A 12,752-nucleotide genomic window follows, 5' to 3' on the forward strand; every position below is an offset into this window, starting at 1 on the left:
CCGCCTCTCGCCCGGGAAGCCCGACCCTAGGGCGGAGCCGATTCATCAACTTGCCAGTACGCGTAGGGAACTTGTCGACATGCGCAGCACGTCCCACGCGCTCTCGTTCGCGAACCCTACGGCCGCGTAGCGTCACTCGCCGTATTGGTGTTCGTGCGGTTCGCAGTTCAGATACTCAGATGCTGGGAGGCTCCCATGTCAGAGCAGGGCTCCATCGTCATCGACCCGTCCGGTCGCGACATCCACGGCGAGGCGGCACGGATACGCGAGCGCGGTCCGGTGACACGGGTCGAGCTCCCCGACGGTGTGGAGGCCTGGGCGGTCAGCAGTACGGACCTGCTCAAGAAACTGCTCACCGACCCACGGGTGTCCAAGGACCCGCGGCAGCACTGGCCGGTGTGGATCAACGGGGAGATCTCCCCGGAGTGGCCGCTGTTCACCTGGGTCGCGGTGCAGAACATGTTCACGGCGTACGGGGGTGAACACAAACGCCTGCGAACCCTGGTGGCGAAGGCGTTCACCGCCCGCCGGACGGCCGCGCTGCAGCCGCGGATCGAGGAGATCACCAAGACTCTGCTCGACCGTATCGACGAGGCCGGGCGGCGGAGCGAGGTCGTCGATCTGCGCGAGGAGTTCTGCTATCCGCTGCCGATCCAGGTGATCAGCGAGCTGTTCGGACTGCCCGAGGAGAAGGGCGCGGAGCTGCGGGCCGTCGTGGACGGCATCTTCAACACCGCCGCCACGCCGGAGGAGGTCACGGACATCTATACGAGGCTGTACGCGGCCCTCGGTGAACTCGTCGCCGCCAAGCGGGAGTTGCCCGGCGACGACCTCACCTCCGCGCTCATCTCCGCGCGCGACGACGAGGGCGACACGCGGCTCAGCGAGCAGGAGCTGCTGGACACGCTGGTGTTGATGATCAGCGCGGGGCACGAGACCACGGTCAACCTCATCGACAACGCGATTCACGCTCTGCTGACCCATCCCGAGCAGTTGGCTCACGTTCGGGCGGGGCGGGCCACGTGGGACGACGTGATCGAGGAGACCCTGCGGGTGCAGGCTCCTGTGGCCAGCCTGCCGTTGCGGTACGCCGTGGAGGACCTGGCGATCGGTGAGCTGGGCGGGCCCGAGGGGGTGGTGATCGGCAAGGGTGAGGCGATTCTCGCGGCGTACGCGGCCGCGGGGCGTAACCCTGCGGACCACGGGGCTGACGCCGACCTGTTCGACGTCACCCGGCTGGGCAAGGAGCATCTGGCCTTCGGCCACGGGGTGCACTTCTGTCTCGGTGCTCCGCTGGGGCGTATGGAGGCTCGCATCGCGCTGCCTGCGCTCTTCGAGCGCTTCCCTGACCTTGGACTTGCTCTTCCTGAGCGGGAGTTGAGGCCGGTGGCGTCCTTCATCTCCAACGGCCACCGGGACCTGCCGGTCAGGCTGAGCCCGAGGGGGTGACCTCCGGTCGGGTGGGCATGCTGCGGGCCGGTGGGGGCCGGTCGCGCAGTTCCTCGCGCCCCTGAAAGCACCGGTGCCTGAGGCCTGTTCGCCACGTGACGGTCCGTCGTGGTTGCTCGCGCAGTTCCCCGCGCCCCTGGCGGGGTACCGGCCGGAGGGGACGTGGCGGGATGTGTGGCCGCAGCTTACGAGGACACGGGTCTGCGGTCACCGTGCTGCGGCTGTGGTTCACGGCGGCCGCTGCGGGCGGACATTCCGACGCGGCCCCGCACCCCACAGACGAGCCGAAACCCCCACCCACCCCAGGGGCGCGGGGAACTGCGCGACCAGCCACAACGCACCCGCAGACAAACACGAACCCCGCCCGTACCTACTCCCCCCGCCACCACGCCCGTAGCCGCGCCCACGCCCCCCGCGGGCGAACGGCCGCCGCGACCGGCGTCTCCGGCTGCCCGGTGAACGCGGGCAGTACAGGCGGCCGCCGCACACCCTCCCGGCCCGCCGCCGAATCCCCGCTGACCGGCGCCACAGGAAACCGCACCGGCAGTGAGGCCAGCGCCCGGTGGAACGGTCCCGGGCGCCACTCCAGGTCACCGACGGGCACCGCGAGCTCCACATCGGGCAACCGGTCGAGCAGCTTCTCGACCGCCACGGCGGCGATGAGCCGCGCAGGGCTCTGGGCCGGACAGTTGTGCGGCCCGGCGCTCCACGCCAGGTGGGCGCGATTCCCCGCACGCTGGTCGTTCGTCAGCGCCGGATCGGTGTTCGCGGCGGCAAGGCTGATGACGACGGGATCACCGGCCCGCAGCAGCGTCCCCTCGTACACGACGTCCCGAACCGGATAGTGCACCGCGTAGTTGGCCATCGGCGGATCGGTCCACAGGACCTCGTCGAGCGCGTCCTCCACCGGCAGGCTGCCCCCGCCGAGGCTGCCCGCGAACCGGTCGTCGGAGAGCAGCAGCCGCAGCCCGTTGGAGATCAGGTTCTGCTGGGGCTCGGTACCCGCGCCCATGAGGACGACGAGCTCGTGGATCATCTCCTCGTCGGTGAGGGCGGCCGGGTGGGCCATCATCCAGGACGTCATGTCCTGCCCGGGCCGCGCGCGCTTGAGCGCGACGAGGTCGAGCAGGGTCACGGTGAGCAGCTCGTTGGCCTTCTCCGCGTCGACGCCGTCGAAGATCCCGGACATGCCCTCGACGAGCCTCTCGCCGAGGTCGGGCGGGCACCCGAAGAGCCGGTTGAAGACGAGCAGCGGCAGCACCTGCGCGTACTCACCGAGCAGGTCGGCCTCGCCGCGCGGCGCGATCAGGTCGATCAGCGTGTCGGCGCTGCGCTCGACGTATCCGCGCAGGGTGCTGGGCTCGACGCGCGCGAGGCTGTCGGTGATGGCGCCGCGGAGCCTGCGGTGCTCCTCGCCGTCGGTGAACAGCGCGTTGGGCCGGTACATCATCATCGGCACGACCGGGCTGTCCGGCGCGACGGTGCCGTCGGCCAGGTCGCGCCAGCGGCGGGGGTCCTTGGAGAAGGTCTCCGGGCTGCGCAGGACGTGCAGCGCGGCCTCGTACCCGGTGACGAGGGTGGCGCGGACGCCGGGCGCGAGTTCGACGGGCGCGGTGTTGCCGTGCGCGCGCAGCTTGCCGTACGTGGCGGCCGGGTCGGCGGCGAACTCGGGGCCGTACATGGGGTGGTGGAAGGGGCAGCCCTCAGGTGGCGCGGAGACGGGGCCGGGGGCTTCGGGGGAGGTCACGCGTGCTCCAGTTCACTGTCGCCGGGACTGCCGGCGCTGCCGGCACTGTCGTCGGCGCTGCCGGCATTGCGGGTGAGGAGGTACTCGACGAGGGCGATCAGCGCGTGCGTGGAGGAGATCCGGTCGCGGGCGTCGCACCGTACGAGGGGTGTTTCGGGGAGCAGGTCGAGGGCCTCTCGGACCTCTTCCAGGTCGTGCTCGGCGGAGGCGTCGTCGAAGTCGTTGAGGGCGACGGCGTACGGCAGGCCCAGTTCCTCCAGGACGCCCATGACGTCGAAGGACTGGCCGAGGCGGCGCGTGTCGGCGAGGACGAGCGCGCCGAGCGCGCCACGGGTCATGTCCTGCCACAGCTCGGTGAAGCGCTGCTGCCCCGGGGTGCCGAAGAGGTACAGCACGAGGGAGTCGTTGAGGGTGAGGCGGCCGAAGTCGAGGGCGACGGTGGTGGTCGTCTTGTCCTTGGTGCCCGCGAGGTCGTCGACGAGCGCGCCGGCCTGGGTCATGACCTCCTCCGTGCGCAGCGGCCGGATCTCGGACAGCGCGCCGACGAAGGTGGTCTTGCCGACCGCGAAGTGCCCCACGATCAGGACCTTGACGGCGGTCTGCACACCGCTCGGCAGGTAGACGCCCCCGGCGGGGCTGTCTTCAGAGGCGGGCGCGGAGCCCATCGAGGACCTCCTGGAGGATGCGGGTCTCGGACGGCCGGGCGGACGGGATGGGGGCGCGGGTGACGACGTGGCCGCTGTCCATGAGGTCGGCGATCAGCACCTTGGTGACGCTGACCGGCAGCGCCAGATGTCCGGCCACCTCGGCGACCGACAGCGCGCCGGGCCGGCACAGCTCCATCAACGCCCGCTTCTCCGGGCTCAGTCCGGTCAGCGGCAGATCGTCGGCGGCGATCAGCAGCGTGACCAGGTCCAGGGTGTTGCGGGTCGGGTGGGAGCGGCCGTCCGTCACGACGTACGGCCGCACCAGCTTCCCTCCGGGACGCCTGGGCGGTGTCATGCCGGGCTGCCGGCGTCCCGACGCGCCGGGCTGGTCAGTTCCTTGCCGAGCCGGTCGACGAGCTTGTGCATGCGGTACGTGACGGCCTCCATGTCCACGTGCTCGGTGGTGGACACCGCGAGGTAGGCGCCCTCGCCGGCGGCCACGAGGAAGACGTAGCCGTGCGCGAACTCGATCAGGGTCTGCCGCCAGGGGGTGTGCGGGCTGCCGCAGAACTCGGCGGTGCTGCGGCTGATCGACTGGACGCCGGAGAGCCCCGCGGCGAGCCGTTCGGCGTCGTCCCTGCCGATGTCCGCGGAGTGGGCCCGGAGCATGCCGTCGGCCGAGAGCAGGATCGCGTGACGCGCCTCGGGGACCTTCAGGACCTCATCGAGCATCCAGCCCAACTCGTTGTTCGTGGTGGGCTCGATCATCCTTGGATGTTCCCTTCGTCTTCGTGGGGGGTGGTGTCCTGGGCGGCACGGCCGTGGAGGGTGCCGCGGGCGAACGCACCCATGCGGCGGGCGGTCTCCTCGGCCGAGCGGTCGCCGGGATCGTCCAGGGGCGCGGGCGGCTCCTGCGCTCCGGCGGCGGGCTCCGCCTGCGCCTGGGCCCGCCGGCGCCGCTTGGGCAGTCCACCGGCCGTGGTCGCCGTGGCGGCCGCGGCAGCCGTCTCGGCGGGCAGCGGCAGCCCGGCGGACCGGCCGGACACCGGCTCGTCGACGGAGGAGACGGAGGGGGAGGGGGAGGCGGAGGACGGCGCGGGCGCCGCTTCGGACGTACTGCCCGATCCGCCGAATTCGTGCGTACGGGCGGACGCGGGCGTACGACCGGCGGGCTCGGTGGTGCGGGCGGCCTCGGTCGTACGGGCCGACGCGGCCGGCGTACGGGAGGCGGAGGCGCGGGCGGGCGGTGCGGTCACGGGCGGTAGCTCCTCCGCGGTGTCCCGGTGCGTGAGCAGGGCGGACGGCAGGAACACGACGGCACGGACGCCTCCGTACGGGGAGCGGGTGTCGGCGGAGACGCTGAACCCGTAACGCGCGGCGAGCACGCCGATGACGGCGAACCCGAACTGGGGCGGGTCGTCGAGCCGGGTGACGTCCACCGCGTGCCGTCCGGACAGCAGGGCGGCGGCCCGCTCGGTCGCGTGGGCGTCCATGCCGACGCCCGCGTCGTCGATGATCACGCAGGCGCCGTTGTGCACGGACTGGACGTTGACCTCGACCTTGGTGTTGGGCTGCGAGTGGCGGGCCGCGTTGTCGAGCAGCTCGGCGATGGTGAGTACGACGGGCTCGACGGCCCGGCTCTCGACGGCGATGTCGGCCTGGCCGTGGATCTGTACGCGCCGGTAGTCGCGGATGCGGGAGGTGGCACCGCGGACGACCTCGATCAGCGCGGACGTGGAACGCTGGCGGCCCGGCCAGGATCCGCACAGTACGGCGATGGCCTGGGCGCGGCGGCCGAACTGGGCGTTGGCGTGGTCGATTTCGAGCAGGTCGCGCAGCACGTCGGGGCGGTCGTGGCGGTCCTGCATGTCGGAGATGGCGACCTGCTGCTCGTTGGCCAGCGCCTGGATCGAGCGCATCGACGACTTCAGGGCGGCCTTCGCGGACTGGTCGGCGCGGGCCTGGGCGTGCTCCACGGCGGTGGCGAACCGCTCCAGGACGTGGTCGAGGGACTTCTCGAAACCGCTGCCGGAGAGTCTCGCGTCGAGCAGGCCCACGCCGGCGAGCGGCTGCTGGGGGCCGTGGTCCGCCAGCGCGGGGAGGCGTACGGCGACCAGGTGCCGCACCTCGTCCTCGCGGGTGCGCACGTCATCGGCCAGCTCGGTGGTGCGTCGGCGCAGCCGCGCGGTGATCCCGCGCTGGCGCACCAGCAGCACGGTGACGGCGAGCAGGCCGACGGCCACGCACCAGAACACCGCCTCCGGTATCTGTTCCTTCATGGAGTCCTCGAAGTTCTCAAAGGCGGGGAGGGTGGTGATTGGGGGGTGGGTGTGTTGGGTGTGTCGTGTATGCCGGGTGTGAGGGGCGGGGGCGTGGGGAGATGGGGGACGCGGCGCTCGACGGTAGTCGCGAGCGGGCGCGCGCACTTTTCCGCGCGCGCAAGGAAGTTGCCGTGAGGCGCAGCGTCGGGCGCCTGGCTGGGCGCGGGGCGCGCGGGTGGCTTCGCGCGCCGGTTGGCACGCGTGCGCGGGTGTGTCGTGTGCGCGGGTGTCGTGTGCGCGTGTGTTGGGTGTGTGCCGTCGACCACTCGTTTGTCGCGGTCGGACCACGTAAACGGAATGTGTGCACTACGCTTACGAGCTGTAACTGCCGTGGCCAGAACTCCAGTTGATCAGGCGCGCCGGCTGCGGCCGGGCACACTCTGGGCGGAGGAAGCGCATTGCCCGCGGGAACCTACATCGTGGAGTCGCAGACGACCGGTGAGGTGGATCCGCGTGAGCGGACCGACTTCTGGAGCGAGCATGTCGGGTCGTACCAGACCCGGATGGACTTCAGATACGCGAGCCCCGAGACGTTCCGCGGCGAGATGATCCGGCAGGGTACCGACACGTACCAGATCGTCGACTGGAGTTGCGACAAGATCGAGTACGTCCGTACGCCGCGGCTCGTGCGGCAGGAGCCCGATCCCGACTACCGGTTTCTGCTCCCGCTCTCCGGGGAGCTGGTGCTGCGGCAGGACGACCAGGAGGCGCGGCTCACGCCCGGTGCGGGGAGTCTGATGACGCTGGGGGCGCCGTTCCAGTTGCTGCACGACGCGTCGTTGCGGGGGATCATCTTCTCCATACCCGCCCGTGAGATCGATGGGCCGCTCAACCGGAAATCGCCGTTGGCGACCGGTATCGATCTGACGACCGGGCTCGGGCGGGTCGTCGGCTCCATGATCGAGAGCCTTTCGGCGGAGCGGGAGAGTCTGACGACGACCGAGTTCAACGCCGTGTCCGACCGGATCGTCGAGCTGCTGTGCATGATCTCCGTCGGGGACGACCGGCCCGACTCGTCCGGGCATCTGACGGAGGTCGAGGCGGTGGTCCGCCGTCATGTGCGGGAGCATGCGGCGGATCCCGGGCTCACCGGGACGTCGATGGCGCGGGCGCTCGGGTGGTCGTTGCGGCAGATTCAGCTGGCGTTGCAGCGGGTGGGGACCACGCCGCGGGAGCTGATCCGTGAGGAGCGGTTGCGGCTTGTGCGGGATCGGCTTCAGTGCGGGGAGTGTGAGCACATGACGATCACGGATCTGGCGTATGCGTCGGGGTTCTCGTCGGCGAGCGCGTTGAGCACGGCGTTCAGGCAGCGGTTCGGGGTGAGTCCGCGGGAGATGCGGCACGGGCGCTGATTTTTTGGGGTTCGTTGTCGTCTGCGGGTTCGTTGTGGCTGGTCGCGCAGTTCCCCGCGCCCCTGGGGTGGGTGGGGGTTTCGGCTCGTCGCCTGGGTGCGGGGACGCGTCGGGATGTGCGTCCGCAGCGGCCGCCCTGAACCACAGTTGCAGCACGGTGACCGCAGACCCGTGTCTTCGTAAGCTGCGGCCACACATCCCGCCACGTCCCCTCCGGCCCGGGGACCGTCCGTGCCCCGCAAGGGGCGCGGGGAACTGCGCGAGCAACCACGGCGGACCGGCACATGACGAACCGGCCCAGGCCACGGGCATTTAGGGGCGCGGGGAACTGCGCGACAAGCCACAGCGGGTCCGCGGGCGACGAACCACCCCGCCCCCACCCACCGGCGAAGGTCAGGCCGAGGCCCTCTTTCGTGGGGGGGACTTCTTGGCCGGGGCCTTCTTCGTGGCTGTTTTCTTCGTGGCGTCGGCTGCCGTCTTCTTCGTCGCGGCCGTCTTCTTGGCGGCAGCCTTCTTCGCCGGCGGCTTCTTGCCGGACGCCGGCTTCGGAGAGGCCTTGCGGGCAGGCCCCTTGCGGAGGGGCTTGACGTCGGCGTCGGCATCGGCGTCGGAATCGGCCTCGCCACGGGCCACCTTGGCCTGGCGGACGCTGCTTTCCAGCGCGGCCATGAGGTCGATCACCTTGCCGCCCCCCTTCTCGGCGGAGGGCGCGGCAGGCAGCCTCTCGCCGGAGACCTTCGCCGCGATGAGTTCCTCGACGGCCTCGCGATAGTCGTCGTGGAGTTCGTTGAGGTCGACCTCACCAAGCGTGTCCATCAGCGCGTCCGCGAGATCGAGCTCCTTGTCCCGCACGGTGACACTGGCGTCGGGCGCGACGCTCTCCGGCGTACGGATCTCGTCCGGCCAGAGAAGCCCGTGCATCGCGATGACGTCGTCGACGACCCGCAGCATCCCGAGCCGCTCACGCCCACGCAGGGCGAATTTCGCGATGGCGACCTTCTGGCTGCGCTTCAGCGCCTCCCGCAGCAACGTGTACGGCTTGGCCGCCGGCACCCCGTTCGCCGCCAGGTAGTACGCCGTGTCCATCTGGAGCGGATCGATCCGGTCGGCCGGCACGAAGGCCACGATCTCGATCGTCCGGGCGGTCGGAATGGGCAGGGACGCCAGGTCCTCGTCCGTGATCGGGATCATCGACCCGTCCGCGTCCTCGTACGCCTTGCCGATCTCCGGCGACGACACCTCGCGCTCCTCCAGCTCGCACACCTTGCGGTAGCGAATGCGGCCGCCGTCCTCCAGATGGATCTGGCGGAAGGAGATCGAGTGGCTCTCGGTGGCGTTCACGAGCTTGATCGGGATGCTGACCAGGCCGAAGGAGATGGCGCCGTTCCATATGGATCGCACGTGCAGCACCTTTCCGATCGGTTGGGGATGAGATCTGATGTTTCAGGGTGAAAACGTGGGATTGTCATCCTATGACGCCGATCACGGAGGTGGAGGGGCGACGGCTTGCGCTGAGCAATCTGGAGAAGGTCCTCCATCCGGCGACCGGCTTCACCAAGGGCGAGCTGCTGCACTACTACGCGACGACCGCCGAGGTCCTGCTGCCCCACCTCCGCGACCGGCCGCTGTCGTTCCTGCGCTACCCGGACGGGCCCGACGGCCAGGTCTTCTTCGCCAAGAACGTGCCGCCGGGTACGCCCGAGTGGGTCACCACGGCCGAGGTGCCGCGGTCGGAGGGGCCGGCCCGCATGGTGCTGGTCCAGGACCTCCCTAGCCTCGTGTGGGCGGCGAACCTCGTCACCGAGTTCCACACCCCTCAGTGGCTGATCGACGCTCCGGGCGAGGCCGACCGGCTCGTCTTCGACCTCGACCCGGGGGCGCCCGCGACCGTCGTCGAGTGCTGCGAGGTCGCGCTGTGGCTGCGGGAGCGGCTCGCGGCGGACGGGATCGAGGCGTACGCCAAGACGTCGGGGTCGAAGGGGCTGCATCTGCTGGCGGCACTCCGGCCGACGCCCTCCGGCCGGACGACGGAGTACGCCAAGGAGCTCGCGACGGAGGCGGAGAAGGCGCTTCCGCGGCTCGTCGTGCACCGGATGACCCGCAGCCTGCGGCCCGGCAAGGTCTTCGTCGACTGGAGCCAGAACGCGGCCCGGAAGACGACCGCGACCCCCTACACCCTGCGGGCCCGCGCGGAGCCGACGGTGTCGGCGCCGGTGACATGGGCCGAGGTCGAGGAGTGCCGGTCCGCCCGCGGGCTCACCTTCCTGGCCCCGGACATCGCGCCGCGACTGCGGGACCACGGCGACCTGCTGGCCCCGCTGCTCGACCCGGAGCGCGCCGGCCCACTGCCCTGAACACGGCGGGCCGAGGGGGACTCACACCGAAGACGAGGGGGGACCTCACAACAAAGGAGCACCATGCAAGCAGCACCGCCCTCCCGTACCGTCCGCCGCTCACTCGTCGTCGGGCTGACGGCCCTCGCCCTCGGCGCCCTGCCCTGGGTACCCACGGCCGCCACGGCCTCCCCGGACCGGGCCCCGACGCGGGTCCCGGGCGCCGAGGTGATCACCGACTGGAGCGAGACCGCCGCCGCCGTGGTCGGCGTGGACGCCGGGCGCCCGACGGCCGAACCGTTCCTCTGGTACGGCTTCGTCTCGGCCGCCGTCTACAACGCGGTCGTCGGCATCGAGGGCCGCTACACCCCGTACAAGTGGCACGTACGCGGCCCTCGCGGCGCCTCCTCCGAGGCGGCCGCGGCAGCTGCCGCCCGCCGGGTCCTGCTGACGTACTTCCCCGCCTCGAAGGCCCGGATCGACACCGCCTACACCGCGTCGCTCGCGAGGATCCCCGACGGAAAGGCCGAGGAGCGGGGTGTCCGCTTCGGGGAGCGCGCCGCCGCGCGGATCGTCGAGCTGCGTGAGAACGACGGGCGCGACAACCCGGTGACGTACGACAAGGAGCCCGCCCCCGGCGTCTGGCGCCCGACCCCGCCCCGCTTCACGCCCTTCGTGAACCCGTGGCTCGGGAAGCTGCGGCCGATGCTCTTCGACTCGCCGGACCGGTTCATGCCCGGGCCGCCGCCCGCGCTGACATCGAAGAGGTACGCCCGGGACTTCGCCGAGGTGAAGTCGATGGGCGCGAAGAACAGCCCGGGGCGGACGGCCCGGCAGACGGAGACCGCGCGCTTCTTCTCCGACGCCCTGCCGCAGCAGCTCCAGGCCGCCTACCGCGACCACACGGCACGGCACGGACTGGACATCGTCGAGGCGGCCCGGTTGTTCGCCGCCGCCAACACGGCCAGTGCCGACGCGACGATCACCACGTGGAACTCCAAGTTCACCCACGCCCTGTGGCGTCCGATCACCGCGATCCGGCTGGCCGGCACCGACGGCAACCCCGCCACCGGGGCCGACCCGTCCTGGGAGCCGCTGCTCACCACACCCCCGTACCCGGAGTACATCGGCGGCCACTGCGCCAACGACGGAGCCGTCATGGCCGTACTGGACCGGCTGACCGGCGGTGACATCGACCTCCGCGTCTCGTCGGCGGTGACGGGCACCACCCGCACGTACACCAGGTCGGCCGACTACAACCGTGACGTCATCAACGCCCGGATCTGGGGCGGGATCCACTTCCGTACCGCCGACGTCGTCGGCAACCGGATCGGCCGGCACATCGGCAACTTGGCACTCGACCGCTACTTCACACCGCTGCCCTGATCACATGATGCGAGCCCGCTGCGGGGCCCTCACACCCGCGTCCACGTGTGCCGGTCGCGGGCCATCGCGTGCAGTGCCTCGACGTCCGCCGGTTTGAGGGTCCCGCCGAGGCGGGTCAGCGTCGCGAGGTCCGTGTCGGTGAGCACGCGGGCCTCCCGCAGAGGGGCGGTGATGTCGAGGGAGGACGGGGCGAAGACGGCCAGGACCGGGCGGACCTCCGCGGTGAGGGCGTACGAGGCGCGGTCGGCGTCGGCCCGTACGGCGCGGAGCAGTGGGTGCGGCTCGCGGCGGCCCACCGTGACCATCGGATCGGCCACCAGGACCCGCTGTTTGCGGGCGTACAGGGCGCGGACGGCGAAGAGGCCGCCGGGCCCGATGACGAGGTGGTGGATGCGGTCGCCGCCCGGGAGCGGGACCGAGTGCAGCGCGTGCCAGCCCGCCCCGTCCAGGCGGTCCAGGGCCTCCCCCACCGCCTGCTCCGCCATGAGCGCGCGCCGGCGTGGGTCGGGGCGCATTCGGCGCGGGGCGGCCGGTTCGCGGTCGAGGGCGATCTGGAGTGCCTCGCCGGGCCGGTTCGGGGCGAGGTCGTCGTCCGGGTGGAGGGACAGCCGTGCGAGCTCCGCGGGCGTGGGCACGGGTGGCGGACCCACCGTCACCTCGCCGGTCAGGAACGGTCCGAGCACGTCGAGGACGTCCTCGCGCCGCTCCTCGCTGAGCAGGTTGACCCTGGCCGCCTCTCTGTCGTACCAGGCGACGTTCCTCCCGTCGGTGAAACAGACGTAGAGCCGCTCCTGGCCGTGGCGCCAGGTCGGTATGACGCGCAGTCCGTTCATGCACCATCACCCCACGACCATGGGAACAGGCGGGGTGCTCCAGGGGCAAGAAGCCGGTTACCTTTGGGGACAGTGGAGTGGGAGGCGCCGTTGCGGGATCGCGGGAAGCAGTCCAATGCGCCGGCCCCGGACAGCCCGTGGAGCGAGATCGTGCCCGGCCTGTGGATGGGCGGTCACGAGTACGCGGGCCGGTCGGGACAACCGGAGTTCGCCGTCGTACGAGACGAGTTCGACCTGGTCCTGACCCTGCTGCGACTACCCGGCCACGGCCCCGACCCGGGCGTGGAGCACCATGTGTGGCCGATCCCCGACGGACCGCTGGACGGCACCCAGCTGGCCGGTGTGATGCGCCTCGCACGAACGGCGGACGAGGCGCGGGACGCCGGCCGACGCGTCCTGGTCCGCTGCTACCACGGCTACAACCGCTCCGGCCTGGTCGTCGCCCACGCCCTGATCCGCGCGGGCAGCACCGCCGAGGACGCGATCCGCCTGATCCGCGCACGCCGTTCCCCGTGGGCGCTGCACAACGAGTTGTTCGTGGAATACCTGCACACCGGGCTCGACACGGCCCGGCTCCTCGAAGAGCTCGCCGAGTAGCCCGTTCCGGCCGGTGGACAGCGCCACTGAACAGCGCCACCGAACAAAAAGGACTTCCGTACGAATAGGGTGTACGGGCGGCGGTAA

Annotated in this window: 12 protein-coding genes; 5 read left to right on the plus strand and 7 right to left on the minus strand. The window is 71.2% G+C overall.

Features of this window, described 5'->3' with window-relative positions:
• The first annotated feature begins 195 nt into the window (after window positions 1–195).
• On the plus strand, window positions 196–1,449 hold the full coding sequence (locus ACFWXQ_RS33125; RefSeq protein WP_383940566.1) for a cytochrome P450: 1,254 nt from the start codon (window positions 196–198) through the stop codon (window positions 1,447–1,449).
• A gap of 370 nt (window positions 1,450–1,819) precedes the next feature.
• Here ACFWXQ_RS33125 and ACFWXQ_RS33130 read toward each other — a convergent pair whose 3' ends face one another.
• From ACFWXQ_RS33130 to ACFWXQ_RS33150, 5 genes are all read right to left on the minus strand, one after another.
• Window positions 1,820–3,130 carry a cytochrome P450 gene (locus tag ACFWXQ_RS33130; protein WP_383940618.1) on the minus strand — a complete coding sequence of 437 codons (1,311 nt, stop codon included), beginning with the start codon at window positions 3,128–3,130 and terminating at the stop codon, window positions 1,820–1,822.
• A 62-nt stretch (window positions 3,131–3,192) separates the two neighbouring features.
• Window positions 3,193–3,861, minus strand: coding sequence for an ATP/GTP-binding protein (locus tag ACFWXQ_RS33135; RefSeq protein ID WP_383940563.1), 669 nt, complete (start codon window positions 3,859–3,861; stop codon window positions 3,193–3,195).
• Window positions 3,839–4,198: a DUF742 domain-containing protein gene (locus tag ACFWXQ_RS33140; RefSeq protein WP_055616678.1), complete on the minus strand. Its 360-nt coding sequence runs from the start codon at window positions 4,196–4,198 to the stop codon at window positions 3,839–3,841. Before ACFWXQ_RS33140 ends, ACFWXQ_RS33135 begins: the two co-directional genes overlap by 23 nt.
• Window positions 4,195–4,611 carry a roadblock/LC7 domain-containing protein gene (locus ACFWXQ_RS33145; protein WP_055616679.1) on the minus strand — a complete coding sequence of 139 codons (417 nt, stop codon included), beginning with the start codon at window positions 4,609–4,611 and terminating at the stop codon, window positions 4,195–4,197. Before ACFWXQ_RS33145 ends, ACFWXQ_RS33140 begins: the two co-directional genes overlap by 4 nt.
• Window positions 4,608–6,122, minus strand: a complete 1,515-nt coding sequence (locus ACFWXQ_RS33150; protein WP_383940558.1) for an ATP-binding protein — start codon at window positions 6,120–6,122, stop codon at window positions 4,608–4,610. The genes ACFWXQ_RS33145 and ACFWXQ_RS33150 overlap by 4 nt, the downstream gene beginning before the upstream one ends.
• A 440-nt stretch (window positions 6,123–6,562) precedes the next feature.
• On the opposite strand from ACFWXQ_RS33150, the gene ACFWXQ_RS33155 reads away from it, so the two are divergent.
• Complete coding sequence (locus tag ACFWXQ_RS33155; RefSeq protein ID WP_383940555.1) at window positions 6,563–7,516, plus strand: AraC family transcriptional regulator; 954 nt, start codon at window positions 6,563–6,565, stop codon at window positions 7,514–7,516.
• 393 nt (window positions 7,517–7,909) lie between these two features.
• Here ACFWXQ_RS33155 and ACFWXQ_RS33160 read toward each other — a convergent pair whose 3' ends face one another.
• Window positions 7,910–8,926: a Ku protein gene (locus tag ACFWXQ_RS33160; protein ID WP_383940551.1), complete on the minus strand. Its 1,017-nt coding sequence runs from the start codon at window positions 8,924–8,926 to the stop codon at window positions 7,910–7,912.
• A 62-nt stretch (window positions 8,927–8,988) separates the two neighbouring features.
• Between ACFWXQ_RS33160 and ligD the strand changes: the two genes are divergently transcribed.
• Together ligD and ACFWXQ_RS33170 are read left to right on the plus strand one after the other, a co-directional pair.
• Window positions 8,989–9,870, plus strand: coding sequence for a non-homologous end-joining DNA ligase (ligD, locus tag ACFWXQ_RS33165; protein ID WP_383940548.1), 882 nt, complete (start codon window positions 8,989–8,991; stop codon window positions 9,868–9,870).
• A gap of 63 nt (window positions 9,871–9,933) precedes the next feature.
• Window positions 9,934–11,235 (plus strand): vanadium-dependent haloperoxidase, encoded by a 1,302-nt coding sequence (locus tag ACFWXQ_RS33170; RefSeq protein ID WP_383940545.1) that lies wholly within the window; start codon window positions 9,934–9,936, stop codon window positions 11,233–11,235.
• 29 nt (window positions 11,236–11,264) lie between these two features.
• On the opposite strand, the gene ACFWXQ_RS33175 is transcribed toward ACFWXQ_RS33170, so the two are convergent.
• Window positions 11,265–12,068 (minus strand): nuclease-related domain-containing protein, encoded by an 804-nt coding sequence (locus tag ACFWXQ_RS33175; RefSeq protein ID WP_383940542.1) that lies wholly within the window; start codon window positions 12,066–12,068, stop codon window positions 11,265–11,267.
• 90 nt (window positions 12,069–12,158) lie between these two features.
• Between ACFWXQ_RS33175 and ACFWXQ_RS33180 the strand changes: the two genes are divergently transcribed.
• Window positions 12,159–12,665, plus strand: a complete 507-nt coding sequence (locus tag ACFWXQ_RS33180; protein WP_383940615.1) for a dual specificity protein phosphatase family protein — start codon at window positions 12,159–12,161, stop codon at window positions 12,663–12,665.
• Window positions 12,666–12,752 lie beyond the last annotated feature (87 nt).

This window comes from Streptomyces sp. NPDC058697, assembly GCF_042715345.1.
Lineage (GTDB): Bacteria > Actinomycetota > Actinomycetes > Streptomycetales > Streptomycetaceae > Streptomyces > Streptomyces liliifuscus.

Bases quoted from the DNA above. Each gene is read 5' to 3' on its own strand.
- ACFWXQ_RS33125 (WP_383940566.1), top strand. From the start codon at position 196: ATGTCAGAGCAGGGCTCCATCGTCATCGACCCGTCCGGTCGCGACATC.
- ACFWXQ_RS33130 (WP_383940618.1), bottom strand. From the start codon at position 3,130: ATGTACGGCCCCGAGTTCGCCGCCGACCCGGCCGCCACGTACGGCAAG.
- ACFWXQ_RS33135 (WP_383940563.1), bottom strand. From the start codon at position 3,861: ATGGGCTCCGCGCCCGCCTCTGAAGACAGCCCCGCCGGGGGCGTCTAC.
- ACFWXQ_RS33140 (WP_055616678.1), bottom strand. From the start codon at position 4,198: ATGACACCGCCCAGGCGTCCCGGAGGGAAGCTGGTGCGGCCGTACGTC.
- ACFWXQ_RS33145 (WP_055616679.1), bottom strand. From the start codon at position 4,611: ATGATCGAGCCCACCACGAACAACGAGTTGGGCTGGATGCTCGATGAG.
- ACFWXQ_RS33150 (WP_383940558.1), bottom strand. From the start codon at position 6,122: ATGAAGGAACAGATACCGGAGGCGGTGTTCTGGTGCGTGGCCGTCGGC.
- ligD (WP_383940548.1), top strand. From the start codon at position 8,989: ATGACGCCGATCACGGAGGTGGAGGGGCGACGGCTTGCGCTGAGCAAT.
- ACFWXQ_RS33170 (WP_383940545.1), top strand. From the start codon at position 9,934: ATGCAAGCAGCACCGCCCTCCCGTACCGTCCGCCGCTCACTCGTCGTC.
- ACFWXQ_RS33175 (WP_383940542.1), bottom strand. From the start codon at position 12,068: ATGAACGGACTGCGCGTCATACCGACCTGGCGCCACGGCCAGGAGCGG.